The 24899-nt window shown below is 34.6% G+C and carries 42 protein-coding genes; 38 read left to right on the forward strand and 4 right to left on the reverse strand.

The window, feature by feature from the left end:
* The first annotated feature begins 7 nt into the window (after positions 1-7).
* The gene (rpsI, locus tag BLS22_RS13465; RefSeq protein ID WP_090554678.1) at positions 8-400 is read left to right on the forward strand and encodes a 30S ribosomal protein S9; all 393 of its coding nucleotides are present in this window, start codon (positions 8-10) and stop codon (positions 398-400) included.
* Between the two features lie 126 nt (positions 401-526).
* Here rpsI and BLS22_RS13470 read toward each other — a convergent pair whose 3' ends face one another.
* The 4 genes from BLS22_RS13470 to BLS22_RS13485 form a co-directional block, all read right to left on the reverse strand.
* On the reverse strand, positions 527-1549 hold the full coding sequence (locus BLS22_RS13470) for a tyrosine-type recombinase/integrase (RefSeq protein WP_090554680.1): 1023 nt from the start codon (positions 1547-1549) through the stop codon (positions 527-529).
* A 101-nt stretch (positions 1550-1650) separates the two neighbouring features.
* Positions 1651-2484, reverse strand: a complete 834-nt coding sequence (dinD, locus tag BLS22_RS13475) for a DNA damage-inducible protein D (protein ID WP_090554682.1) — start codon at positions 2482-2484, stop codon at positions 1651-1653.
* A 12-nt stretch (positions 2485-2496) separates the two neighbouring features.
* Entirely contained in the window at positions 2497-2919 is a 423-nt protein-coding gene (locus BLS22_RS13480; RefSeq protein WP_090554684.1) for an ImmA/IrrE family metallo-endopeptidase, read from the reverse strand.
* 30 nt (positions 2920-2949) lie between these two features.
* A complete protein-coding gene (locus BLS22_RS13485; RefSeq protein ID WP_090554687.1) occupies positions 2950-3429 on the reverse strand; it encodes a helix-turn-helix domain-containing protein in 480 nt (159 codons plus the stop codon).
* Positions 3430-3577: 148 nt separating this feature from the next.
* Here BLS22_RS13485 and BLS22_RS13490 point away from each other — a divergent pair, with 148 nt between their 5' ends.
* The 37 genes from BLS22_RS13490 to BLS22_RS13640 all read left to right on the forward strand — a co-directional run bounded on the left by BLS22_RS13490 (position 3578) and on the right by BLS22_RS13640 (position 24886).
* Positions 3578-3808 (forward strand): helix-turn-helix transcriptional regulator, encoded by a 231-nt coding sequence (locus BLS22_RS13490; protein ID WP_176762186.1) that lies wholly within the window; start codon positions 3578-3580, stop codon positions 3806-3808.
* Between the two features lie 11 nt (positions 3809-3819).
* Positions 3820-4035: a hypothetical protein gene (locus tag BLS22_RS13495; protein WP_143011293.1), complete on the forward strand. Its 216-nt coding sequence runs from the start codon at positions 3820-3822 to the stop codon at positions 4033-4035.
* A 51-nt stretch (positions 4036-4086) separates the two neighbouring features.
* Complete coding sequence (locus BLS22_RS13500; protein ID WP_090554691.1) at positions 4087-4314, forward strand: hypothetical protein; 228 nt, start codon at positions 4087-4089, stop codon at positions 4312-4314.
* Entirely contained in the window at positions 4287-4475 is a 189-nt protein-coding gene (locus BLS22_RS13505; RefSeq protein ID WP_090554693.1) for a BC1881 family protein, read from the forward strand. The genes BLS22_RS13500 and BLS22_RS13505 overlap by 28 nt, the downstream gene beginning before the upstream one ends.
* Before the next feature lie 2 nt (positions 4476-4477).
* Positions 4478-4657 carry a hypothetical protein gene (locus BLS22_RS13510; RefSeq protein ID WP_090554695.1) on the forward strand — a complete coding sequence of 60 codons (180 nt, stop codon included), beginning with the start codon at positions 4478-4480 and terminating at the stop codon, positions 4655-4657.
* On the forward strand, positions 4654-4788 hold the full coding sequence (locus BLS22_RS15540) for a hypothetical protein (RefSeq protein ID WP_280139589.1): 135 nt from the start codon (positions 4654-4656) through the stop codon (positions 4786-4788). Before BLS22_RS13510 ends, BLS22_RS15540 begins: the two co-directional genes overlap by 4 nt.
* Positions 4789-4856: 68 nt before the next feature.
* Positions 4857-5402 (forward strand): helix-turn-helix domain-containing protein, encoded by a 546-nt coding sequence (locus BLS22_RS13515; protein WP_090554697.1) that lies wholly within the window; start codon positions 4857-4859, stop codon positions 5400-5402.
* Positions 5403-5533: 131 nt separating this feature from the next.
* The gene (locus tag BLS22_RS13520) at positions 5534-6286 is read left to right on the forward strand and encodes a hypothetical protein (RefSeq protein WP_090554699.1); all 753 of its coding nucleotides are present in this window, start codon (positions 5534-5536) and stop codon (positions 6284-6286) included.
* Between the two features lie 5 nt (positions 6287-6291).
* Positions 6292-7608 (forward strand): replicative DNA helicase, encoded by a 1317-nt coding sequence (locus BLS22_RS13525; protein ID WP_090554700.1) that lies wholly within the window; start codon positions 6292-6294, stop codon positions 7606-7608.
* Between the two features lie 6 nt (positions 7609-7614).
* Entirely contained in the window at positions 7615-7749 is a 135-nt protein-coding gene (locus tag BLS22_RS15545; RefSeq protein WP_280139590.1) for a hypothetical protein, read from the forward strand.
* The gene (locus tag BLS22_RS13530) at positions 7736-8242 is read left to right on the forward strand and encodes a dUTP diphosphatase (RefSeq protein WP_090554702.1); all 507 of its coding nucleotides are present in this window, start codon (positions 7736-7738) and stop codon (positions 8240-8242) included. Before BLS22_RS15545 ends, BLS22_RS13530 begins: the two co-directional genes overlap by 14 nt.
* A 36-nt stretch (positions 8243-8278) precedes the next feature.
* Positions 8279-8677, forward strand: coding sequence for a single-stranded DNA-binding protein (locus BLS22_RS13535; RefSeq protein ID WP_090554704.1), 399 nt, complete (start codon positions 8279-8281; stop codon positions 8675-8677).
* Between the two features lie 18 nt (positions 8678-8695).
* Positions 8696-8917 (forward strand): hypothetical protein, encoded by a 222-nt coding sequence (locus BLS22_RS13540; protein ID WP_090554706.1) that lies wholly within the window; start codon positions 8696-8698, stop codon positions 8915-8917.
* A 52-nt stretch (positions 8918-8969) separates the two neighbouring features.
* The gene (locus BLS22_RS13545) at positions 8970-9371 is read left to right on the forward strand and encodes a DUF551 domain-containing protein (RefSeq protein ID WP_090554708.1); all 402 of its coding nucleotides are present in this window, start codon (positions 8970-8972) and stop codon (positions 9369-9371) included.
* A 49-nt stretch (positions 9372-9420) separates the two neighbouring features.
* Entirely contained in the window at positions 9421-9582 is a 162-nt protein-coding gene (locus BLS22_RS15215) for a hypothetical protein (protein WP_176762187.1), read from the forward strand.
* A gap of 13 nt (positions 9583-9595) precedes the next feature.
* The gene (locus BLS22_RS15220) at positions 9596-9751 is read left to right on the forward strand and encodes a hypothetical protein (protein ID WP_176762188.1); all 156 of its coding nucleotides are present in this window, start codon (positions 9596-9598) and stop codon (positions 9749-9751) included.
* A gap of 301 nt (positions 9752-10052) precedes the next feature.
* Positions 10053-10226, forward strand: a complete 174-nt coding sequence (locus BLS22_RS15225) for a hypothetical protein (RefSeq protein ID WP_176762189.1) — start codon at positions 10053-10055, stop codon at positions 10224-10226.
* 83 nt (positions 10227-10309) lie between these two features.
* Positions 10310-10852, forward strand: a complete 543-nt coding sequence (locus tag BLS22_RS13550; protein ID WP_090554709.1) for a sigma factor-like helix-turn-helix DNA-binding protein — start codon at positions 10310-10312, stop codon at positions 10850-10852.
* Between the two features lie 149 nt (positions 10853-11001).
* Complete coding sequence (locus BLS22_RS13555; protein ID WP_090554711.1) at positions 11002-11184, forward strand: hypothetical protein; 183 nt, start codon at positions 11002-11004, stop codon at positions 11182-11184.
* 5 nt (positions 11185-11189) lie between these two features.
* The gene (locus BLS22_RS13560; RefSeq protein WP_090554712.1) at positions 11190-11795 is read left to right on the forward strand and encodes a tyrosine-type recombinase/integrase; all 606 of its coding nucleotides are present in this window, start codon (positions 11190-11192) and stop codon (positions 11793-11795) included.
* A gap of 338 nt (positions 11796-12133) precedes the next feature.
* Positions 12134-12832: a phage terminase small subunit gene (terS, locus tag BLS22_RS13565; protein WP_090554714.1), complete on the forward strand. Its 699-nt coding sequence runs from the start codon at positions 12134-12136 to the stop codon at positions 12830-12832.
* Position 12833: 1 nt separating this feature from the next.
* The gene (locus BLS22_RS13570) at positions 12834-13520 is read left to right on the forward strand and encodes an HNH endonuclease family protein (RefSeq protein WP_090554715.1); all 687 of its coding nucleotides are present in this window, start codon (positions 12834-12836) and stop codon (positions 13518-13520) included.
* 104 nt (positions 13521-13624) lie between these two features.
* On the forward strand, positions 13625-13951 hold the full coding sequence (locus BLS22_RS13575) for a hypothetical protein (RefSeq protein ID WP_090554717.1): 327 nt from the start codon (positions 13625-13627) through the stop codon (positions 13949-13951).
* 8 nt (positions 13952-13959) lie between these two features.
* Complete coding sequence (locus BLS22_RS13580) at positions 13960-15693, forward strand: terminase large subunit (protein ID WP_090554718.1); 1734 nt, start codon at positions 13960-13962, stop codon at positions 15691-15693.
* Positions 15694-15704: 11 nt separating this feature from the next.
* On the forward strand, positions 15705-15869 hold the full coding sequence (locus BLS22_RS15230; RefSeq protein WP_176762190.1) for a hypothetical protein: 165 nt from the start codon (positions 15705-15707) through the stop codon (positions 15867-15869).
* 6 nt (positions 15870-15875) lie between these two features.
* Positions 15876-17129, forward strand: a complete 1254-nt coding sequence (locus BLS22_RS13585; RefSeq protein WP_090554720.1) for a phage portal protein — start codon at positions 15876-15878, stop codon at positions 17127-17129.
* Complete coding sequence (locus BLS22_RS13590; protein WP_090554721.1) at positions 17116-17769, forward strand: HK97 family phage prohead protease; 654 nt, start codon at positions 17116-17118, stop codon at positions 17767-17769. The genes BLS22_RS13585 and BLS22_RS13590 overlap by 14 nt, the downstream gene beginning before the upstream one ends.
* Before the next feature lie 11 nt (positions 17770-17780).
* Positions 17781-19049: a phage major capsid protein gene (locus BLS22_RS13595; RefSeq protein WP_090554723.1), complete on the forward strand. Its 1269-nt coding sequence runs from the start codon at positions 17781-17783 to the stop codon at positions 19047-19049.
* Between the two features lie 53 nt (positions 19050-19102).
* Positions 19103-19405 carry a head-tail connector protein gene (locus BLS22_RS13600; RefSeq protein ID WP_090554725.1) on the forward strand — a complete coding sequence of 101 codons (303 nt, stop codon included), beginning with the start codon at positions 19103-19105 and terminating at the stop codon, positions 19403-19405.
* Positions 19402-19728, forward strand: coding sequence for a phage head closure protein (locus tag BLS22_RS13605; RefSeq protein ID WP_090554728.1), 327 nt, complete (start codon positions 19402-19404; stop codon positions 19726-19728). Before BLS22_RS13600 ends, BLS22_RS13605 begins: the two co-directional genes overlap by 4 nt.
* Positions 19729-19760: 32 nt before the next feature.
* On the forward strand, positions 19761-20165 hold the full coding sequence (locus BLS22_RS13610; RefSeq protein ID WP_090554729.1) for a hypothetical protein: 405 nt from the start codon (positions 19761-19763) through the stop codon (positions 20163-20165).
* 30 nt (positions 20166-20195) lie between these two features.
* On the forward strand, positions 20196-20600 hold the full coding sequence (locus tag BLS22_RS13615) for an HK97-gp10 family putative phage morphogenesis protein (RefSeq protein ID WP_090554731.1): 405 nt from the start codon (positions 20196-20198) through the stop codon (positions 20598-20600).
* Entirely contained in the window at positions 20601-20936 is a 336-nt protein-coding gene (locus tag BLS22_RS13620; protein ID WP_090554733.1) for a hypothetical protein, read from the forward strand.
* A gap of 6 nt (positions 20937-20942) precedes the next feature.
* Positions 20943-21521, forward strand: a complete 579-nt coding sequence (locus tag BLS22_RS13625) for a major tail protein (RefSeq protein WP_090554735.1) — start codon at positions 20943-20945, stop codon at positions 21519-21521.
* A 78-nt stretch (positions 21522-21599) separates the two neighbouring features.
* Complete coding sequence (locus BLS22_RS13630) at positions 21600-22130, forward strand: hypothetical protein (RefSeq protein WP_090554737.1); 531 nt, start codon at positions 21600-21602, stop codon at positions 22128-22130.
* Between the two features lie 47 nt (positions 22131-22177).
* Positions 22178-22555, forward strand: a complete 378-nt coding sequence (locus tag BLS22_RS13635; protein ID WP_090554739.1) for a hypothetical protein — start codon at positions 22178-22180, stop codon at positions 22553-22555.
* A gap of 174 nt (positions 22556-22729) precedes the next feature.
* Positions 22730-24886, forward strand: coding sequence for a phage tail tape measure protein (locus tag BLS22_RS13640; RefSeq protein WP_244269557.1), 2157 nt, complete (start codon positions 22730-22732; stop codon positions 24884-24886).
* The last annotated feature ends 13 nt before the right edge of the window (positions 24887-24899 follow it).

Here is a 24899-nt window from a genome sequence, read left to right on the forward strand (position 1 = left end):
GAAAAAGATGGCAAAAGTAGCTTATTACGGAACTGGTAGAAGAAAAAAATCAATTGCTAGAGTAAGATTAGTTCCTGGTGAAGGAAACGTAACTATAAATAAACGTGACATTGATGAATATTTAGACTATGAAACATTAAAGAGAGAAGTTAGACGTCCATTAGAATTAACTAACACTCTTGGTAAATACGACGTTATCGCAACTGTAAAAGGTGGCGGCTTCACTGGTCAAGCTGGTGCTTTAAGACATGGTATCTCAAGAGCTCTAATCAAAGCAGATGAAGAGTTGAGAGGAATCTTAAAAAAAGCTGGTTTCTTAACTAGAGATGCAAGAATGAAGGAAAGAAAGAAATACGGTTTAAAAGCTGCGAGACGTGCACCACAGTTCTCAAAAAGATAAAAAGCAAGTCAAAGAAAAACCCTCAAACGTTTATGTTTGGGGGTTTGTTGTTTCTTTAGAACCTGTAGAAATCCATTGAAATTTAGTTACAACTAACATTAAACTAACATATAACTAACAAGTAAATTATAATAAATCTATAGCTTCTTTTAACTCTTCAATGTCCTTATGGGTATAAATTTTGTCAGTTATATCCTTGCTAGCATGGCCCATAATACGTTTTATACAAAGCTTATTTGCACCTGCTGAATCCATTAAAGAGGCAAAGGTATGTCTGCAGTCATGAGGCTTATGATTCATCTCTAATTGCTCCATTATTTTCTTCCATTTTTCTTCATAGTAGTTCCAGTATCTCATTTGTTTTTGCTCATGATTAGCAACTAGAAACTCATTACCTTTCGAAACCCGCTTTTCAATAAATGGCATAACTTTTTTACTAATAGGTATAAGTCTATTTTTACCAGCACTTGTTTTAATACCGCCACGCATAGTTCGATTTTCCAGATTTATATCTGCAGCATTAATTAAAAGCAACTCCCCGGGTCTTAATCCAGTGTAAATCATGATTAGGATTGTATCTATAAAGTCCATTCTACCTACATTGTCCCACAGTACCTGAATCTCTTCTTTAGTAAAAGGTTCTCTGGTAGACTCATCTTCATTTTTTCCAATATCTATATAGTTCGAATAATCCTTATTAATAATATCATTGGCCATGGTATAAGCATATAACTGGCTGAATAAAACTTTTATTTTTCTTAGCGTACCATGTCCTTTAGTGCAATTATCAATTACTCCCTGTAGGTGTGCTGTTCTAATGTCTACAAATTTTAGATCATGTAAAGATAGAGCATGGTTGTATGCGGAGTTGTATCCACTTTGGTTAGATCTTGATATTTTAGGAAACTTTTCAGTAGACCATTTTTCAAATATCTCTGAGAATGTAACAGTTGATACCTCAACACTATAAGGATTTTTATTAAAATCAGCAAGAGCTTGTAGAGCTATTTTTCTACTCTCGTAATAGCCTATCGTTTGATATAACTGTTTTCCTTCATCGTTCCAACCGATTGTCTTTCTGGCTATCCAAGGCTTTCTTCTATTGCCAGATAACTTATAAACTGAACCGTATCCGTTAGGTAATCTCATAGCAATCACCACCCCTTTATTAATCCATATTATACCATAAAAAGAAACGTATGTTCTCATGTAATTTGAAAATAAGAGCTACTTTTCAGTAGCTTCAAGAGTTACGTATTTCTTGTTAGTTTTTTATGCTTCTTTTCAACTTTCTTTATATCTTCTAAAACAGGAAGATCTTCCGGCATTGTTCCTCCGAGTTCTTCAATAGTATCTCTAACCTTCTTACCTACTTCAAAGTGAGTTTTATTAGCATTATGCTTACCTTTTACTTTATCTCTTTTCAATTTTTCCTCAGTTTGAGTAGCTCTAAATAAGTTTGCAGCGAGTTCTGTACTTCCCATATGATCTAATATTTTTTGCGACTTTTTCAATTGTTTCCTTTCATGAATGTCTTTAGCATTTAAACCACCATATAATCCTTGATAACCATGATTTTGAAAAATAGCATATTCCATATTAGATTTAACTCCAGCACTGTTAGCAGCATCGACTAGCTTCTTATTATGTTCCTTTAATTCATTTCTAATAGCTAATCTTTTCTTTTCTTCATCCATAAGCTCAAACTCTTCTTGCAATTCCTGTTTTCTTGTTTGGACTGCAAAATAAGTTTGTCCAAGAGCAACCATTGATTTGGATGGATCTGCATTCTGTATTAATAGGTAGCAAGCATATCTTGAGAGATGGTAATCTTTTACTTCTCTTTCTGAATTTGAGCCAAGTTGAACCATTTTGGTGGCTTCAACGAAATGGTCTGACACATTGTGATCGCTAGTTTCGCAAGATTTCTTAGCTTTTTCTATAGCGGTTTCAAAATTTCTGAAATCCTTATAATCAAGAACTTTGGCTAAATCTCTAGCAGACCAATATTCGGCACCATACTCATTAATTTTCTTGATGCTTTCAAATATTGATTGTCCATCTTTTTCCATTAACTTAGACATGTTATATCCCCCTTATAACTTTAATTTTAACATATTTACATCTATTTCCATAGCAGTTGCTATTTGCTCCACGGTATAGCCTTCAAACCTATAAATCATTTCATCAGTAATTAATAATTCTACCGCAAACCTATTGGCTTCTGTCTCAAATTTGTTTTTTATAAAAAAAGTATTAGCTTCTAAAAAACATACATTTAGCCCTTTATGTAGAACCGCATGTCCAATTTCATGTGCTAATACTATCTTCTGCTGCTCGTATAACAAGTTGTCATTGATGAAAATGAATTTGTTTCTTTTAAAGTTTTGATAAAGACCTTGTATATTTTCATGTAGTGGCCATAGATTAGTGGATATATTGAGGCAGGAAGCCAATACAAAAGGATCTTTAGTTTGGTATTTTTCTACTAGCCTATTAACTATAGTTTTAATCTCCATGTAAATCCCCCAATCCCCAGAATGCAAATTTTATTCTTTATCTTCTTTGCGGTACTTCTTTGGGGTGTACTTCTTATTGATTCGTTTTGCTTGTCTCATACCATATTCTAGAGCATCCAGTATACTTTCCAATGCTTCTTCGGATGCAGGCTCTCCGGATAACATTAACCCATCTTGTTTAGTCAATGATTCTTTTATCTCGCTTATTTTTTTCTCTATCTCCTTTTCGTCTTTAGATGTGAGAACATTTAATTTTTCTAAATCTTCTTTGCTATGTTGATAATTAGATTTAAACTTGTCTGGATTTTTTACATCGGTTCTACCAAGAAGATAATCCACAGAAACTGAAAAACAATCAGCTAGCAATTGCAATGTTTCTGCATCAGGTTGTCTTCTACCAGTTTCATAATGAGCATACGTAGCTCTGTTAATACTAAGCTTATTACTAAGTTCATCCTGAGTGAGCCCTTTTTCTGCTCTTAATTCTTTTAATATACTTGGTAATTTCATATATACCACCTCATGTTAATATTAACTAATTTTGATACAAAAAGAAACAAATGATACAAAAAGTATATTTATTTTTATGAAAGGGGTTGACAATGATACTAAGTGTATCATATAATCAAGATACAAAACGTATCAAAGGAGGGTTTGTATGAGAAGTAAGATGACATTAAAAGAATTGAGAAAAAAGAAAAAAGAGACTCAAGAAATGACAGCTAAAGGTATAGGAATTAATAGAGCTGTTTATTCTCATTATGAAAATGGAATTAGAACGCCAAATGTTATTGTAGCAAAACGTATCGCAGAATATTTTAAGGTCAAAATAGAGGATATTTTTTTTATATCAAATGATACAATAAGCCACAAAGGGAAACTAGCCTAAAAAGGGGGGAGTTGTACGTTATGAAAATTAAAGGACTATCAAAATTAACAGAAGAACAGCAGAAACACATGTTTAATGTGCATCGAAATCATGTTGCCTGCAATGGTACTGAAAGACAGAAAAACATGGAGATCGTAGAAGCATGGGTTGATACATCTAATACAGTTTGTGTTAGGCTGTCTAATGGTGAATGGTATCATTACTATTCAAGTGGCACATGGGGTTAATTTGCATTTAATAATTAAAATTTAATAGCAAAAACAAGGGGGACGAAAAGCATGCCATTAACTAACAGAAAAAATATATCAGTTAAAGAAGCTGCTGAAATCATGGGAAAATCACAACAATTTGTAAGAGTTGGACTTCAAAGGCAATTACTACCTATAGGAACAGCAGTGAAGCTAAGTAGTAAATGGACCTATCATATCAGTCCTAAATTGTTAGCTGAATATATGGGGATTACAGAGGGGGATAATCAATGTTTATTAAAAAGACAAGCAGTTTAAGTAATTTTAGCTCAGAGGAATTAATGAAGGAGCTAGCTACTAGAAAAAATAGCAGTATCTTGAAGATGAACTCTAATCAGCAGTTTCAGGTGAAAAATGGTCAGAAGAGAATTAAGGAAAAAGGACCTGCTATTGTACTGGTTATTAGAGAGGGGGCATAGTCTTGCAGCCAAAAGGGAGTTTTAAAAATAAGAGTGGTGAGTGGTGGGTAGCTTGCATGGAGTGTACTAGAGGAATCAATGGTAATCAAGATTGTAGTAATGGAGTACTAGCTAAAAACCTAAAATCAGGATGCTATAGTGGCCAACTACTAGAAATATTTAAAGAAGGGGGTGCCCTATGATCTTCTTCGATAAGACACCTGAGATAAAGGGAGATCTTATTAAAATATACTGTTTTAGTGGGAAAGTCAGAGATTTGAAAATCTATTTAAGAGAAGTTATTCAAGAAGAGAAGGTTCGGCGGTTACATTAGCTACTTCTAGTATAACATTTGGCACTGCAGGTGCCTATGAATAAAAGTACATAAAGGATGGTGAAAACATGTATAGAAATGCAAGAAATAGCTCCGGCAAATCAAGAGCAAAGGCAGCAGAAGAGCTTTACATATCCGAGAGGACATTAGCAAAAATCGAAAGTGGTGAAGTCACACCTGCTCCAGAAATAGCAGAAAGAATGAATGAAGTCTATGAAGTACGGCATCTTAGTATGTGGTATTGCAAAGAAGAATGTCCAATAGGGCAAAAATACTGCTATGAAATCTTAGATAATGTAGATTTATCTCCTATGGCTATTTTTGCAAAATATAGGCAAGAGGCCAAAGAAGCTCACGAAGCATTAGACCAATTAACAGAATTAATGTTAAATAAAAAAGATAAGAATGATTGTAGTCAAACAGAGCTAGATGAAATCCGTCGTTGTGGCCATGAGCTGCTTGATCTAGAGCATGTAATAGAAACATTTAAATTGAGGTTGTGGGATTTTCTTGATGTGCAACAACTAATCTATGAGCACAATGAGAAGTGCCAAGAAAGAGGATACGTCAAAAAAGAAAATAACCGTACAGCTGCAACTGTATCGGCTATCTAGAAAACATTTATAAAAAATTATTTTATATTATTATACCACAAAATATAGAGAAAGGGTGATCATATGAAAATTAATTTATTTAGGTCAGCAGGTTAGAAATAAGTCCATCTTTATAAAAAGGGGGGATAAAGATGCAAGGGTGGATAAAGCTACATAGGGAGATCCAATTTCACTGGACATGGAAGGAAAAACCTTTTTCTAAAGGACAAGCTTGGATAGACTTAATGCTTCAAGCTAATCACGAAGATAACCAATTTCCTTTAGGAAACGAAATCATTTTTGTTGAACGCGGGGAATTTGTTACGTCAGAAATTAAGCTGTCGGATAGATGGGGGTGGAGCAAAACCAAGGTGCGCAATTTTTTGCATACTCTTCAAAATGAAAAAATGCTCACTCTAAAAAAAGACCGTAAAAAAACCACGATAAAGATTGAAAACTACAGTATTTATCAAGATAGAGAAATCACAGAAAAACCACAAGAAAACCACAAGAAAACCATGCAAAAACCAAGAAAAAACACAAACAAGAATGAAAAGAATATATATATTAATAATAATAGTATTTTTGAAGCCTATAATCTCCAAAATATTATCATCCATCGACAGTTGACCTCGAAGATGCAGCAAGCAATTAATAAGGCTCTAAAGAATAACACAGAGGAAGAGATTATAGATGCCATAAAAAGGTACGGACAAGCCTATGCTGATACAAATTATAGGTTTTGCAGTTACAAGATGACTTTAGATAAATTTCTTACACAAGGGAACGGGTATACAGACTGGTTAGATGAGGGTCAGAAATGGATTAACTACAGTGAGTTTGGTAGTAGGTTTAGCCAGCAGGGGGCAGATGCCGATGATAGGTACAATGTGAACGGGAGGTAAGGGGGATGCAGTTACCACATAGCGCAGAAGCGGAGCAAGCTGTTCTAGGGGCATTTTTGCTAGATAAGAATACGTGGTTTGGGATTCAAAAGTTGAAAAATGAAGATTTTTATATAGATATACATCAGATAATTTTTCAAGCCATGAAAAATTTACATGAGAAGGATCAGCCTATTGATTACATCCAAGTCTTTGAAGAGACAAAAAACATCAAGCCTATAGACTTGGTATATTTAAACGAAACACTTTCAATGGTAGCGACTACGATCAATATAGAATACTACATAAAAATTTTGAAGGAAAAGGCAGTAAGGAGGCAGTTGATTCAAGAATGTAAATCTGCTCTTAATAGGGCATTAAAAACAGAGGAGGACCCAACCAGTATAAAATCCAATTTAGCTCAAACTTTAGATAATATTAGTTTTGAAGAATCACAAGTATCGGATAGGCTCCAAGATATATTTTCTAAGCTTTATGATGAATTGGAGACTTATGATCCTAAGGAAGCAGAAAAATATTATACTGGGTTACCTGATTTGGACAGATTAATGGCAGGGTTACATCAGGAAGAGGTTACAGTAGTAGCAGCAAGACCAGCTACTGGTAAAACAGCTTTTGCATTGCAGATAGCAATGCATATAGCTGCTAAAAAATTAAAAGTCTTACTCATATCTAGGGAAATGAGTCAAAAGCAGATGGCTAAACGAATACTTGCTGCAAAATGCGCCATCGATAGCATGAGATTGAGAAACAGAAAATTGGAAGATGAAGATTGGAGTAGGATAGCTAAAGGGATGGGGTTATTATCAAACTTATCACTATTTATAAACACTACAGCCAAATCTATCCCAGAAATAAAAGCCAAGGTTAGGGAAACTAAAGCTGACGTTTTGATTATAGATTACTTGCAATTGTTAGAGCCAAGTAGCAAAAATGCCAATAGAGAACAGCAAGTATCTGAGTTAAGCAGGGAGATAAAAAATATATCCCTTGACTACAAGATACCAGTAGTATTACTAAGTCAGCTAAACAGAGCTGCAGATGGAAGAAGACCTTCATTAGCAGATCTGAGGGAATCAGGAGCCATTGAACAGGATGCAAACAATGTAATATTTCTTCATCTGCCTAACCGCAACGAAATTGAAGCTGCAGTCAAGGATAAAGACAGCATCGTTACAGACAATCTGATAGAGCAGATAAAAAAGAGACAAAACAAACTGGTAGAAGTTATTTTGGCAAAACAAAGGGATGGAAACACTGGAGATTTTTATATGGAGTATGTACCTTCAAAGCTTACTTTCAAAAGCTATACAAGGAGGTAGAGAACCGTGGACTCACTGGCATGGAGATTAGCAATTTTAACAGAAGAAGTTGTCATGAATGGAAGGATGTTTCATGAAGTGATTGGAGATATGAAGTTATTATACCTAGAATTCAAGGGGGATAATTATGGATTTAGATAAATTATATGCAATGCAAAAGGAATTAGACAGACACATCATCCAGGAGAAAGGATTAGAGGGACAGGACCTATTAACAAACTCAGTATTGGCATTACAAGTGGAAATAGGTGAGTTAGCAAATGAATTGCCTGAGTTTTTTAAACATTGGAGCAATAAGAAGAACAATTACGACAATGCCCTTAAGGAGTATGTTGATTGTTTGCACTTTTTTCTAAGCATAGCAAATCAGCTAGGATTGGAAGATGGGGATTTATTTACACATGATGATGATCTAATAGGAACAACAGCAAGAATATTTACAGAATTACTGCATCATGTAGGGAAAATTGAACTATCAGAAACAAGAAATTTGAAGGTGTCCAATTATAAGGCTGCATTCTTCATATTTGCAAACTTAGGTGTAGATAGGCTGGGATTAGATTGGCAGGAAATCTGCAAAGCATACGTTAAAAAGAATATAATTAATCATCAAAGGCAGATAGAGGGGTATTAAAAACCTAAAAAAAACACAGATGGGGGAGCAATTACATTGAATACAGTTGTATTAATTGGTCGGCTTGCAAGAGATCCGGAACTAAGGTTTACACAAAGTGGGAAAGCTGTAGCAACTTTTAGTATTGCAGTGAATAGACCATTTTCCAAAACAAATGAAGCGGATTTTTTCAACATTGTTGTATGGGGAAAAGTGGCTGAAAGCTGTGCAAACTACTTAGCTAAAGGAAGGTTAGTAGGAATCGAAGGAAGGCTACAATCTAGGTCCTATGAATCTCAAAAAGGTGAGAAAAGATATGTTACAGAAATTGTAGCAAATCAGGTAGAGTTTTTAGAATATGGGAAGAAAGAAAAAACTAACAACTCTAATGAAAGTGATATAGAATTACAAGATTTTCAGCCAGTATATGGTGAGGATGAAGGAGTACCATTCTAATTAAGAGAGGAGTAAATAATGAGCAAAAAAATTTTTGAAGATTATAGGACGGGTGGCGGGTTAACAGTGGGAATGTTACAGAAATTACTTTTAAATTATCCTAACGATATGAAGGTTACTGTTAGAGTGCTAGACGAACACTTTCCTGCTAGGATTGTAAAAGAAGGAGATTATAAAATTTATCCGTTTGGTTGCAATGGAGTAGCACAGGGCAAGGAAGAATGTTTGCGGATTGAATAACAATAATGTTGCACCTAGTTTAGATTATGCGAACTAAAGGAGGTAAGGACGTATGGAAATGAATTGGATACCAGTAAGTGAAAAGCTACCGGAAAAGTATTGTGATGATGGAATACTTTACAATCACCAAAGTGTAATAGCAACCTTAAAAAACGGATGCGTTTGTGAAATGTGGTGGGGCGGGGGAAATGAGAACTTTTTTATTCTGGAAGGAATGAGAAAAAAAGAATTAACTGAAAATCCAGTAGTGGCGTGGATGCCTATGCCCGAACCATTCATGGTATATTCGTTAGGATATTGGGATGCAAATGATGGCAAAGGATATAGAGAACATATTCTTACACAAAAAGACTTTGAAGATAGAGGGGTTTGTGAATATTTAGGAAATCATTATGTTGAAAGTGAAATGGATGAATACATTGAGAAATTTGGAGAGAATTTAGACTTAGATTAGTTACGCATTCCAATATTTTGATGCAATGTTAATAAGGGGGTAAAAGCTTATGCCTTGGCCAGGAGAAAGGTATATTAACAAAGATGAAAGAGAAAAAGTTAAGGCTACCAAAGAAGAAGAAAAAAGATATTTGTATTATATATCGAGAGCGGTTGAAGTAATGACACCCAGGAAAACAACCTACAAATTGAAAGATTATAAAAACGTTTAGTGGGGAGGAAAAAATGAATAGAGCAGAAAGGAGAAATGCACAAAGGATTAATAAAAAAATCAATAAAGACTCTCTTGAATATCGGGAAGGTTTAAGAGAAGGTATCAGGCTAGAGCGTGGGAGATTTATGGAAGCCATGCAGAACACAAAGGGAATAGGGACAAGCTAATTGAAAGAGTTATAGGCGAAGTTGTTAAGCTTTATTAAACAAGGTGGAGATAACATGGGATAAGATTAAAATGTTGTACCTGTAAAAAATCTATCAGAAACACTAAAGAGCTAACAGTAATAGGAACCAGGACTTACTGCAGCAAATGCATTAAACGGATCAGAGTTAAAAAGACCGGCAAAGAAGCTAAATATTATACTAGCTCAGGATCAAGATGTTTTGTAGAAGTTTGGGATGGAGGGTATACGATTCAGGAATACAGCATTAAAGAATTAAACATAGGATAAAGGGGGACATCCTAGTGAAATCAAGTAAAAAAGAAAAAATAGAAATACAGATTAATGAATTCATTAAGTCAGTTTTAAATATGGCTGAATCTGAGGGGAAGCTAGATCATATCAACATCGAGATTTCCAATCATAATGGGAACCTGCAGATGGATTACACATTAAGAGACAGAAAAAAAGCATATTAAGTCCTACTGGATATCCAGCGGACACTATCGATAGGGTTATTATTGATAGTGTCTATTTGTTTTTAAGGAAGGGAGAGATAAAAATGGGAGCAGCTAAAAAGAGAGAAGTAAATATTGAGCAAGTGATAAAAAAGACTGCACAGGAAACTGTTAAAGAACTAGAAAAGGCAAGATTACTAAAAAGCGATGGAAGTACTCTGTTTCAAAAGACAGAGAAACTTCTATACAATTATCCAAATTTGAAGGAAGCTGTAAAACAAAAGGAAAAGGACATTGAATACCTACAAAAATACGGACCTCAAAATAGGTCAAAGTCAATCGTTTTTTATACTACTGGAGGAACAGGAAAAAGGGAAGAAGAGGAATACGCAGAATTATTAGAAGCCTACAAAGCTGCTAAAGAGAGAACTGAAAGACTAATCCATAAAATTGAGAGAGCTATAAAGAGTGTTGAGAATGATGAGTATTATAAGATTATAGAACTTAGGTACTTTACCGATGAGAAACTTGACAATTCAGAAATAGGAATTAGACTAAACATAAGTGAAAGAACTGTCAGAAGACATAAGAACAAATTTATAAACAAAATACAAGTATTACTATTTGGAGCGGATGCATTAGATTAGTTGTCCGAATCGTGTCCGAAAGTTGTCCTTGTAGGCACTAGGTATCCATGATAGTATGATAGTGAGGAAAAGTTCAAACACCCACCAAAACCCACAAAAAACCCTGTTGGCAATTATGCTGCAGGGTTTTTAATTTTGGAGATGATAATATGAAAGAAATAAGTAGGAGAGTTTTTGAAAAGCATTTAGATAAGATTGATAGAGAAGAAAGACGTAAAGAAAAGAGAAAAATGGATAAGCTCAAAAGTAATAAACACTATAAATGTCCATATAGCACTTTTACAGGAACAAAATTGTTTTGCATGATGCCTAGATGCATGAAAGGCAGGTGACAATTATGGTTAAAAAGAAACCTGCTGATCCTATAAAAAACAAAGAAACAGCACTGGATATTCAGGATTATTTGAAGTACAAGAGAGAAAGAGACTATATTTTTTTTATTTTAGGAATATCAACAGGTTATAGAGCTGGAGACCTCGTTAAGCTTAAAGTAAGAGATATTAAAACAGCTTTAAATAATGGCTATTTTGAAATTCTAGAGGGCAAAAAGGTTAACAGTAAAAACATAAGAAAAGAAAACATTAAGCCCAGGATTGTTAAAGTAATTCATAATTTAGAAATTTTACTGAAAAAATATATAAAAGGCAAAAAAGACTATGAATACCTGTTTCCTTCAAGAAAAGGTAAATACATTACTGTTAGCTCGATTAGTAGAATCTTAAAAGAAGCTGGAGAGGAATTTGGTCTAAAAAATATAACAGCTCACTCACTGAGAAAAACATTCGCTTATTCAATTTATGTTGAGAGTAAATATGATCTCCTTCTAGTGAAAGAAATGTTAGGGCATAGCAGCACAGAAGAAACAAAAGTATATTTAGGATTGGATAGAGAAACTTATGATAAGTATAGTGATTCTCTAAACAATTTAATAAGGGTATCATAATATTTTTTCTTCGAATGTTTCATTTCCTTGAACATGCACATTGAGGTACAAAAATAAAGCATATAAGAAGTAGGAAAAAATTATTTTGAATGTACGATTCCCTATGAAAATAAGACATTCAAAATTAGGGCAAAAAAGTGATTTAAATAGTGTAATATCAAAGGTTTTAAAAGATAGACATAAAAAACAGGGTACGACTAAAATAAAATTCACCCTATTTTAGTATAAAAAAGTAGGTTGAGACAAACTCAATTAATTCATAAAACAATATAAAAATAATATTATAATGCAGGTTATTAAGATATAAAATAAATCTTATTTTATTGGAGGTACAAATCATGGGTAGACAAAGAAGTCCTAACAGAGATGCAGCTCATGAACTTTATAAAAACCATAATGGAAATATAACATCAAAAGAGATAGCAGAAATATTAAATGAAAAAGTATCAAACATAAACACCTGGAGAGTAAAAGACAAATGGAGAAAGTCTCTCAACAAGGTAGGAGCTCCTTACAATAATCAAAATGCAGTAGGAAATAAAGGTGGAGGAGCACCACAAGAGAATCAAAATGCTAGAACATATGGATGGTATTCTAAATATTATCCTGCTAAAGCTAGAAATTTAATTAAAGAAGCGGAAGAAGCAGGCGAAACTCCTTTAGAAATACTTTGGGCTCAGATCATGACACAATGGATTGCTATTATTAGAGCACAAAAGATAATGTTTGTAAAAAATAAAGAAGATAAGACAAAAGAATTAAAAAAGCTCAAATCAGAATCTAAAAATCTGGGCACTAAATCAAATCCTGATATTGTTGAAGTTTATAGAGAAGAAGAATATGAGATTCAACAAGCTTGGGATAAGCATGCTACTTTCTTAAATGCTCAATCAAAAGCAATGGGGCAACTAACAAACATGTTAAAGCGTTACGATGAGATGCTTCATGCTAATTGGGATACAACTACTGAGGAACAAAAACTAAGAGTTGAGAGACTAAGAGTACAAATAAAAAATGATGAATTAAAGGCGTGGTAACATGGCAAAGCATGCTATATTAAAAAGCTTTTATGCTTCTGAAAAATGGCAGAAGTTCAGAATGGCTATTATTAATGAACGAGGTTTGAAGTGTGAGTATTGTAATGAGTTTGTTATAAGGCCAGCTGAATTAACTTTACATCATAGCAAAATAGAATTAACTCCTGAAAATGTACATGATGTTTCCATATCACTGAACCCAGATAATGTCATGGTTGTTCATCATGATTGCCATAATAAGATCCATAAACGCTTTGGATATAAACCAGAGCGTGGAGTATATATTGTTTATGGGCCACCATTAAGTGGGAAATCATCTTACGTTGAAGAATATATGGCACGTGGAGATTTAATAATTGATATGGATAGGCTTTATGCAGCAGTATCATTACTTCCTGCTTATGATAAACCAGATAATTTATTAAACAATGTTAGGGCAATGCATAATGCATTAATAGATAATATAAAAACTCGCTATGGTAAATGGAACAGTGCATGGATCATTGGCGGTTATGCAGATAAATATAAGCGTGAGAAGTTAGCTAATGATTTAGGTGCTGAACTTATCTTCTGCAATGTGAGTAAGGAAGAATGTATAAGTAGACTAGAAGTAGATGAAGAAAGAAAGTATCGAAAGGACGAATGGAAAAGTTATATCGACAAATGGTTTGAACGATTTGTTGAGTGACTCCCCCCTATAAACCAATCGAGGGAAATCCGTCCTGACCGAGTAAACGACACAGTTTACACACACAGCAAAAAAATCGAAATCGGAAGGAGGTCTCTAAAAATATGCCTAAAAGGGAAATTTATAAAAAAGAACTTGAGAAACTGACCAAGATTTTTCAAGAAGTTGAAGAGTCTAAAAAGAAATTAGTTGAAGGGCTTATCGAAGATGCCGCCTTTCTGAAAGCAGAAAATTATGTACTGAAGCAATCTTTAGCAGAGACAGGCATGGTTAAAATTCATCCTTCTAATCCAGAGATGCAGAAGCCAATAGAGACCGCTAGGCAGTATCTTAAGAATATTAACTCATATGCGGTAGTGATTAAAGCCCTCAATGGAGTACTAAGCAAGGGAATCATTGAAGAAGACGATGATCTAGATGAATTTGAATAGGTGATGCTATGTTATTAAATGAAAAAAGATATGGAGAGCACTCTTGGCTTATTGAATATATCAATAGGTGCAAATCTGGGGAAATTATCATTGGGCACGAGTTAATGATGGAATTAGACAGAATAATATTGGACTTTAACGATCCTTTAATAACTGTAGATTTAGCTGATGCTCATAAACGGATTAAATTTATAGAAACGAAATGCAAGCACTTTGAGGCTCCTTTTGCTGGGAAGCCTTTTATATTAGAACTCTTTCAAAAAGCCTTTATAGAATCAATCTATATCTTCAAAATCTATGATGATGAAGTTGGCAGATTAGTAAGATTGATTCAAGATGTGCTTTTTCTAGTAGGAAGAAAAAATGGCAAAACACCATTAGTTTCAGCTATATGTCTAGCTGAATTTTTTTGTGGTCCTATGGGGATTAAGATATTATGCTCCAGCAATGATTATGAACAGGCTGATTTGATGTTCCAAGCTATAAACGCTATGAGGGAAGAAAGTAAAGCACTTGAGAAGGTTACTAGAAAAAATGTAAAAGGGATATTCTTTGGAAACCCTAAAAAGCCTAAAAGCACAGGAAAGTTTTCATATAAAAATAAAGGAACTATAAAAAAGATATCAGCTAAGACTGGTGCTAAAGAAGGAAGAAATATAGGGGTAGGGGCAGTTGATGAAGTGCATGAAATGAAAAACAATACATCAGTAATGCCTATTAGACAGGCTTTATCTACCCAGGACGAACCTTTATACTTTGAACTTACAACAGAAGGTGTAATTAATGACGGATATCTAGATAACCGGCTAAAAGATGGCAGGCAAGTGCTTAATGGTGAATTAGATAGACCTCGTTGGAGGATATGGCTATATACTCAAGACAACGAGCAAGAGATATGGCAGAAGGAAGAAACATGGGTAAAGAGTAATCCAGGACTAGGCACAATAAAAAAATGGTCATTTCTAAGGCAAATGATAGAAGAAGCTAAAACTAGTAAAGCTACAAGAGTATTTGTTTTATCAAAAGACTTTAATATAAAACAAAATAATGCCACTGCATGGTTAATGGCAGAGGATATTGAAAACACAGAAACATTTGACATAGAAGACTTTAGAAATTGCTTCGCTATAGGTGCAGGAGACCTAAGTAAAACTGGCGATTTATGTAGTGCAAGGGCACTTCTGATGAAGCCCAGAAGTGATAAAAAATATTTTCTACAGCATTATTTCATCCCAGAATCGAAGTTGGACAATCTTAACAAGGAAGAGGAAAGGAAATACAGAGAGTGGGTTAGAGAAGGATTAATTACCTTATCGGAAGGAAATGAGAATGATTTCAGGTTAGTTACACAATGGTTTTATAGTCTATTTAAAAACTATGGAATTAGATTTTTCAAGACAGGCTTTGATAAATGGTCAGCTATCTATTGGCAGAAAGAAATGGAAGAGTACGGATTCGATATGAAGAAAGTAGACCAAAGCTGGGGAAGCATGTCGGAGCCAATGAAACTCCTAGAGGCAGATCTAAAGAGCAAAAAAGCTGTCTATAATAATCATCCTATTGATAAATCATGCCTTGAGAATACAGGAATGAATGTAAATTCAAAAGAAGAAATGATGCCAATCAAAGTGCAGGGGAAAGATGAAAACAAAATCGATGGAGCAGTAACTATGATGATCTGCTATAGAGTGTATATAGACCATAAAATAGAATTTTTAGAATTAGTGAAAAGGACTGCATAGGAGGTGGGGAGTTGAATAAATTGAAAAAGATTTTAAATTTTGCAGACGATATTTTATTTATAGGTGGAATTGCTTTAATCTCGACAGGTGTATTTAAGATTTATAACCCAGCAGGATATATAGTACTAGGTATTTGCTGTATAGCATTTGCTTATCTTATGGCAGGAAGAGGGTGATAGCGGATGCTTTTACAAAGTATTATGAAAAGCAAAGAAACAGCACGTGAAATGCGATATGCTAAATTTCTTGATGGATACAGCCCAGTATTTAGTCAATTTGGCGAAAATATTTATACATCAGATGTAGTGCAAATGTGTATTGATGCTATTGCCACCGAGTGCAGCAAGTTAACCCCAAAACACATTAGAACTGATAATGACAATATGCAAATAACCGTTAAAGGTAGCTTGAATAGGCTGTTTAAATTTGCTCCAAATGAACTTATGACTACTAGAGATTTTATAGAAAAGATTATTTGGTTATTGTATATGAACTACAATTGCTTTATATATCCTGTGTACCGGATTAAATATAACGAAAAAAACATAGGAACTAAGGAGTATGTAGCCTTTTATCCACTTAATCCCACGGGTGTCACCTTTCTTCAAGATGCAACTGGAAAGTTATTTACAGACATGGTATTTGCTAATGGAGATAAATTTACGTTGGCATACTCAGATATCATTCATTTGAGAAAAAAATTTTCTGTAAATAATATTATGGGTGGGGGAGCAGATGGACAACCAGATAATCAAGCACTACTGAAAGTGCTTCAAATAAATGATACTGTTCTTCAAGGCTTGGAAAAAGCAATCAAAACCTCCTTATCAATTAGAGGCATTTTAAAAATAAATACTATGCTTGATGATGAAAAACAACAAGCTGAGAGACAAAGATTTGAAAATGCAATTGCTAGTGGAAAAACTGGAATACTTCCTATGGATGTCAAAGGAGAATATATAGACCTAAAGGTAGATCCTAAGCTAATAGACAAAGAAACGCTAGAATTCTTGGAAAACAAAGTATTGCGCTATTACGGTGTGTCGGTTCCAATAATATCTGGTGATTTTACTGATGAACAATATCAGGCCTTTTATGAGAAAACATTGGAGCCATTAATCATAAGCTTAGGGCAGGCTTTTAGTAAAACAATATTTACACCAAGAGAGATTGATGTTGGCAATGAAATTGCATTCTATCCGCAAATGCTACTATTCACTAACACCAAAAACAAGATTGCTGTTGCTGATATTTTAGGTAATAGAGGGGCATTAACAAACAATGAACTACTACAGCTATTTGGTTATCCACCTTACGAGGGAGGACATGTTAGAAACATGAGCTTAAATTATATAGATGTTACCCTAGCAAATGATTATCAAATGAAACGTGCTGGTACGAGAAGGAAGGAGGACAACGCAGGTGAAGAAGAATAAACTGCCTAAGAATGAAGATGTTGCAGTAAGAAGTTATGGAATAGCAGATTTTAGGGCTAACGATGAAGAAAAAACGATAGAAGGGCATGCCGCCGTATTTGAGCAAAAGACAAATATAGGCGGCTATTTTTATGAGGTTATTGAAAGAGGGGCATTTGATGGAACAGATTTTGATGATGTACTTATGTGTGTCAACCATGATCTTAGAAAGATCCCACTGGCAAGAAGTCGGAGAAATAATGGGAATTCGACTATGCAGTTATCTGTTGATTCAAAAGGCTTGCTAGTAAAAGCTAGACTTGATACAGAAGGAAATACTGAAGCCAAAAGTCTTTATAGTGCAGTTAGCCGAGGAGATATTGATGGTATGAGCTTTATATTTAAAATTGCTGATGCCAAATGGACAGATTTAGATTCTGATATGCCGACGAGGCACATTATAAAAATTCGCAAAGTATACGAAGTGGGCCCGGTAAATATGCCAGCTTACTCCGGTACAGATATAAATGCTCGTGACCAAGATGCATTGGATAATGCACTAATAGTATTGGAGAATGCTAGGTCTCAGGAGTTGGAGAACTCTAAAGGCGGGCAGTTAGAAGTATTAAAGTTAAAAGCGCAAATATTATTGAAAGGTTAAGGTGAATATCAATGAAAAAAAGATTATTAAAATTACTTCAAGCAAAGGAAGCAAGAAAAACAGAGTTAGGAACTAAAATTAATACTACAGAAGACGTTAAGGAGCTTAGAAGTATTAATACTGAACTTGAAACTATCAATGGTGAGATAGCAGAATTAAGAAGCATGATTGACTCTCTTCCAGATGAAAACGAGGGAGCAGAGAATAATCAAGAAAACAACCAGCAAGGAGAACAAAGAAATCAGCCTATAGGTGGAGTGAATGTTCTTGGAACATATGGGGTAGGACAGGCACAGCAAGAACAAAGAGCTGTAGGAAAATTTGATACACCAGAGTACAGGTCAGCTTTTATGGACTTCGTTCTAACTGGTAAAAAATCAGATAATCTTGAGCTTAGAGCAGATGCAACCACTGGAACTGGAGATATTGGAGCCGTAATTCCTACAACCATTCTTAATAAAATCATTGAAAAGATGAAAGACTATGGAATGATTTGGTCTAGGGTAACAAAGACCAATATCAAGGGTGGGGTAGAACTTCCAGTTGCAAGCGTAAAACCTACAGCAAATTGGATAGCAGAAGGTAATGTAGCAAGTAAACAAAAGAAAACTGTTACCGGCAAGGTAGTATTCGCCTATCATAAGTTACAAATTCGTGTTGCCGTTACCCTTGAAGCTGATACTGTTTCTTTATCAGTGTTTGAACAAACTGTTACTGACAACATCTATGAGGCTATGGTTATTGGCTTAGAAAAAGCAATTATTTCTGGAAGTGGAGAAGGTCAGCCATTAGGAATCACTAAAGATACGGAGATACCAGCAGCACAAAAAATTGAAGTTGCTGCAGATGAAATAACAAAGTATCAAGACTGGACTGCTTTACTTGCTAAGCTTCCACGTAAATACAGAAATAGAGCAGTTATTATCTTAAATGATCTAGATTGGAATAAATACATCGTGGGTATGGTAGATGGGCAAGGACAACCAGTAGCACGTACTACTTATGGGTTAGATGGTATTCAGCAAGAAAGATTCCTTGGTAAAGAGGTTATTCCTGTAGAAGATTACCTACCATCTATTGACGATGCAAATGCTGGTGAAGTAATTGGTATAGTATGCACCTTAAGCGACTACATTGTAAACAGCAATATGCAGATGACATTTAAGCGTTACTTCGATGAAAATACTGATGAGTGGATTAGTAAATCTACTATGATTTGCGATGGTAGGCTAGGAGATAAAAATGGTGTATTATTACTGACAAAGAAAGCAGCAGGTTAATAAAAGAATAGAGGGCGAAAGCCCTCTATTCTTTTAATGAGGTGGTGAAAACCTTGATTGTATCATTACAGGAAATAAAAGAGCACTTGAAGATTGAATATAATGAAGAAGATTCATATTTACAGATCTTAATACTAGCAGCTGAAAAGTTCATTCAAAATGCTACTGGTAAAACATTTAAAAGTAATCAATTAGCAAAAGTAATATGCATGATTATTGTTGCTGATTTATTTGAAAACAAGGGAATGACAGTTGATAAAATAGGAGAGAGCACAAGAGGGATAGTAGGTATGATGTTAACTCAATTAAATTATCATGATAAAGATAGCGAAGATGAAGCAGGTGAAGCATCGTGAAAATAGGAGAAATGAGGGAAAGAATTAACTTCAAGAAAAAAAAAGAAACAGATGGCCCTGTACAAAACCTAACTGACTATGATGATTATTGCACCGTATGGGCAAAAGTTGACTATTTAAAAGGGAAAAAATTATGGTCAGCAAAAGCCGCTAATGTAGAAACAAATGCAGAATTTGTGATTAGGTACAGAAAAGACATTGCAGCTGACATGTTAATAAATTTTGACAACAAAGATTTTGAAATCACATCAATAGCTCCTTTGGATATTAAGAGGACATACCTAGTCATATATGGCAAAGATATTGAAATCATTGAAAGCTAAGGATATAATTATAGCAAAAAGGAGATACATTCATGCAATTACAAAAATTTATTGAAAAGTTCAATTCCAATATTAAAAAAATAGGTAGTGACTTAGAAATAAAAGAAATTAAATCAGATGAAAAAGGAAATTGCAAATCTTTAATTATTACTAAAGATATCGCTATGACTTCATATGAAGAAGAGAATTTACTTGCTGGCATGATAATTATTGGCGGAGGTAAAACAGTTCAAGATTCGATCCAAATACTAAAGGTGATATCTTTAGCGATAGATAGCTATGCGGAACAAAATCAAGAGTGGAGAAATAGCGTGTTAGAAAGACTAGGAATGTTTAATGGAAAGTTTGCCTTTGGCAAAACAACAGAAAGTAGAGGATACAAATTTAAAATACATTCCGTCAAAGGAAAGATTATGTTGTCAATAAATAAAATATGAGCACTTCTCTAATGAGGTGTTTTAGAGGTGATGTATTTGGCAGCTAAAATCAGAATGACAGATAGTGAGACTATAGACGTTTTTCTAGAAGGAATTATATCATCTGCAGAGGCAGTAGAAGAAAACTATCTAAAACGTTCTGCAGAAGTAATCAAGAAGAATATCAAGGATCAACTAAACAGCATAAAGACTTCTACAAATAGAGCAGGACATAAACATATGGCCGATGATGTACAGGCTAATGTAGTAAGAGATAAATATGGGTACAAGGTAGCTAGAATAAAGGGAGGTAAGCGCACAGGTACCAAATGGCATTTAGTTAATGATGGTACTTATAGAAGTGATGCAACCCATTTCATGGATAAAGCAATAGCACAATCTGAATCAGAAGTTAACAAAATATTTGAGGAAGAGATGAATAGAGGAGGGTTCTAAATGGACTTAATAAATCATGTACATTCTATTCTAAGTCCTCTAAATATACCAGTGTTATGGCAACTCAGACCGAAAAATCCTCCTTGCATAAGTTATCACTTCTTTAATGAGCAGGGTATACTTTATGGAGACGGTGAAGAATTGACAGGAAGCATATCTTGTCAAGTAGATATATGGTCAAGAAACAATTTTACAGATATAAAGAAACAGGTAAAGTCAGCCATGAAATCAGCTGGCTTTCTTTTTTCACATGCTGATGAGAATTTTGAAGAGGATGTAAAACTACATCATTGTTTTTTAGTATTTAATTTTTATTATCGAGAAAGTGAGGAATGATAGACTATGAAAAAGGCGTATAGAGTCAATCTTAGGAAACTTGTTTATGCTAAGCTGGAGTCAGATACCCCTACAGGAGTATCCTATAGCGAAGTAAAGAAATTATCAGAGGCTATGCAGATACAATTAACCCCGACTCTTGCTACAGGCACGCTTTATGGAGATGGTGTAAAGCAGTCAGTGGTGACAAAATTAACAGGTATAACTGCAGTTATTGATGCAACTAAGATACCAATTGATGCTAAGGCAGAAATTTGTGGACACACTTATGAAAATGGAGTTTTAGTCGAAAGCGGAAAAGATGTAGCTCCATGGATCGCTATAGGTTATGAAGTGCCACAAGATGTTGAAGGTGTATCGGAGTATGTATGGCTATTAAAGGGTAGAGCGCAACCATATGCCAGTACTGTGCAGCAAGCAACCGATAATATTAATTTCAGCACTGATTCTGTGACAGTGGAGTTTGTGCCAAGGGATTATGATGGTGAGATTAAACGTTTAGCTGATAGTGCAGATGATGCATTTACTGCAGAAATGGCAGCTGCTTGGTTTGGTTCTGTTCCAGGAACAACAGGTGGAGAGTAAGTAAGGCTTAGCCCCTTTACTTTTGACAATAAAAGCTGTAAAATATTGTTAAAAAGTAAAGGGGACTATTAAGGCACTATGGAAAATAAGGAAAAAATTAACAATGTTACTCCTAGACAGATTGAAGATAGGAAAAATATCAAAATAGGATGTTTAACTATAGTTATATTAGCTTGTGTAATAGTATCTTTTTATTACATCCCTGATATTGTGAGTTTTTTCAACAATAGTATGGAAGATGAGATTAAAACTATAGTAGGGAAGAAAAATGTGCAATCTGTGAACTTAACGGGAGTGCTTAATCAGGAACCAGATTTTCTAACAGTGCAGATTATTGTTAGACCCATAATTGATAAAAAACATGCAATAAGGAAGTTTGCGGAGTATGTAGTTGAAATAGCTGAGAAAGCTGAAAAGTATCCAAACATTAATGAAATAAGAATAATAGGGTATGTTGAAACAATAGATAAAAAAGGAAATAAGGGGATTTCAAGATATATCATGTTTACTTCTACGAAAGAAGAAAGGCAAAATGTGAATTGGAAGAAATTCAAAGACTTAGTAGTTGTAGATTATAAAAATATAGATCTAATAGGTAAATTTGAATAGAAACACTTCGTGTAAATGAGGTGTTTTTTTATTTGGAGGGAATGAATATGGCTAGAAAAATAAGTGTAAAACCAGTGGAAAGAATAGAATTAGAGTTTGCTGATGGAACAAAAAAAGATATTTTATTTAGTGCTGCATCTGTAGCAACTCTTGACGAAGAGTTTGATGGTGCATTAAAGGTAGTAAGTAAAATCCAAACACAACCCTACGAAACGGGTGCTAAAATTATATATGCGGGGATGAAGGTGTGTGATGATAGCATAACGTTAGATGAAGTTAAAGCACTTACTGTAGAGATGCCATTTGACATCATAATGGAGCTTATTGAAGAATTTACAAACAACCTGAGTAAAACGATGAATAAAAAGGATATAGGAGCTTTTAAAAAGGATTTTATAAAGGAGATTCTCCAGAACATGAAATAGACTGGGAGAATCTCCTTTATATTTACTGTGTCCACATGAAAATGAGCGAAAAAAGTTTTTGGAATAGCTCATTGGCAAAAATATTTAGCTTAATTGATATTCATTTGGCCGTAAATGGACAAAACGAAGAATCAGCGGATATAACCTCAATGAAACAGATAGAGGGGTGGTAAAATGTCCTCATTTAAGAATTACAGGCGCTCAATCATTTTAGATTTTAATTATGACGAAGTAAAAAAAGGGGTGCCTGATGTAAACAAGCAAATGGCACTCCTTAATGCTGAATTTAGAAAGCAAAGCGAACAGGCCAGTCAAACAGGGAATAGTATGGATAAGCTTGGGGTGAAACAAGAAGCTTATGCAAACAAAGTAAAAATACAGGCAGATAAAGTTGCAATTCTTAAAAAAGAACTAGAGAAACTTGAGAATACAGAAGTCAGAAATGAAAAGGCAATAGCTAATAAAACAATAGCATTAAAAAATGCTGAAACTCAGTTGATGAAATATGAAAAATCACTGGAAGACATAAATGCAGAATTAGGACAGCAAGATAATTTTTTTACAAAAGCAGCTGATAACATAGAAGGTTTTTCAGATAAACTAAAAGCAAATAACATAAACATAGAGGAATTTGGGAAAGGGTTGTACACACTAGGAGCAGGAATGACAGCTGCTATAACGGTACCACTTGTTGCATTAGGAACTATTAGCACAAAGACCTTCATGGATTTTGAAAATGCGTTTACAGGCGTTAGAAAAACTGTAGAGGCAACAGAAGAGCAGTTCAAAGCATTAGAAAAAGGTATTAGAGATATGTCTAAGGAAATTCCATCTTCTGCCGTAGAAATAGCGGGAGTAGCTGAAGCAGCAGGTCAATTAGGTATTGAAACAGAGTCAATATTAGGTTTTACAAGAACAATGATTGATTTAGGCCAAGCTACAAATATGAGTGCTAATGAAGCAGCAACATCGTTAGCTCGATTAGCAAATATAACTCAAATGCCACAAGACCAGTTTGACAGATTAGGTTCTACTGTAGTTGCGCTAGGTAATAATTTAGCTACTACGGAATCGGAAATCGTAAATATGGGGCTTCGACTTGCTGGAGCAGGAAAACAAGTAGGAATGTCAGAGGCACAAATACTTTCGTTTGCTGGCGCTCTTAGTTCAGTAGGTATTGAAGCAGAGGCAGGGGGTTCAGCATTTTCGAAAGTAATGGTAGAAATGCAGTTGGCAGTAGAAAAAGGTGGAGATAAATTAAGAGATTTTGCTAGGGTTTCAGGAATGTCTGCAGGAGAATTTAAGAGGGTGTTTAAAGAGGATGCAACAACTGCCATAATAGCATTTATTGAAGGGTTAGGAAATATGCAAGGACAGGGCAGAAGTGCTATAAAAGTACTTGATGATATGGGCATATCGGAAGTAAGAATGAGAGATGCCTTATTAAGGGCTTCTGGTGCTGGTGATTTATTTACAAAATCAATCGAAACAGGAACAAAGGCATGGGAAGAAAATACAGCACTTACAGAGGAAGCTCAACAGCGGTATGAAACTCTTACTAGTAAAATAGAAATTTTTCTTAATAAACTAAAAGATGTTGCGTTAACTATAGGGGGCAGTATAGCACCTGTACTTAGTGACATGATAGATATTCTAACTCCGATGGTAAATATCGTGGGTTTTCTATTCGACTTATTTTCTAAGCTTCCAGAACCAATTAGGAAAGTTGTTGTTGTAGCCCTTATGCTAGTAGCAGCCATAGGCCCTATACTAGCAATCGTTGGTAAGTTAATGCAAAATGTAGGCAATATAACTGGCAGTTTAAATACTGTAGGGAAAGCAGTTAGCACGCTAACTGGCTTTTTTACTGGATTCAATCCTGTTGTATACAAGACACTTGGCATTATATTACTTGTTGTAGCTGCACTTACAGCATTAGGTATAGTTATAAGTACAATTATGGGTAGAAGTAATGATTTGCAAGCATCTATGAAAAGTGTAGGAGATAGCGTTGGAAATATTAAAATGCCCCAAGTACCAAATATGCCGAGTTATGCAACAGGAACAAGAAATCATCCAGGTGGCTTAGCATTGGTTGGAGAAAAAGGGCCTGAAATAGTAAATCTGCCAAAAGGAGCGCAAGTATTTACTAATGAAGAATCTAAACAAATGTTAAGTGATGACAATAATAATTTTAATCAATCTCAATATGATGAAAGATACGAAAGACTTCTAGTAAGGTTTGATAGAATGATAGCCGCTACTGAAAAGATGCAAAAAGCATATGAAGATAACAGAAGGTTTTCAAGAATGGGTGAGGTTCCAGTGTAATGCGCAAGGAGGT

It is taken from the genome of Natronincola ferrireducens (genome assembly GCF_900100845.1).
In the GTDB taxonomy this organism is placed as follows: Bacteria; Bacillota; Clostridia; order Peptostreptococcales; family Natronincolaceae; genus Natronincola_B; species Natronincola_B ferrireducens.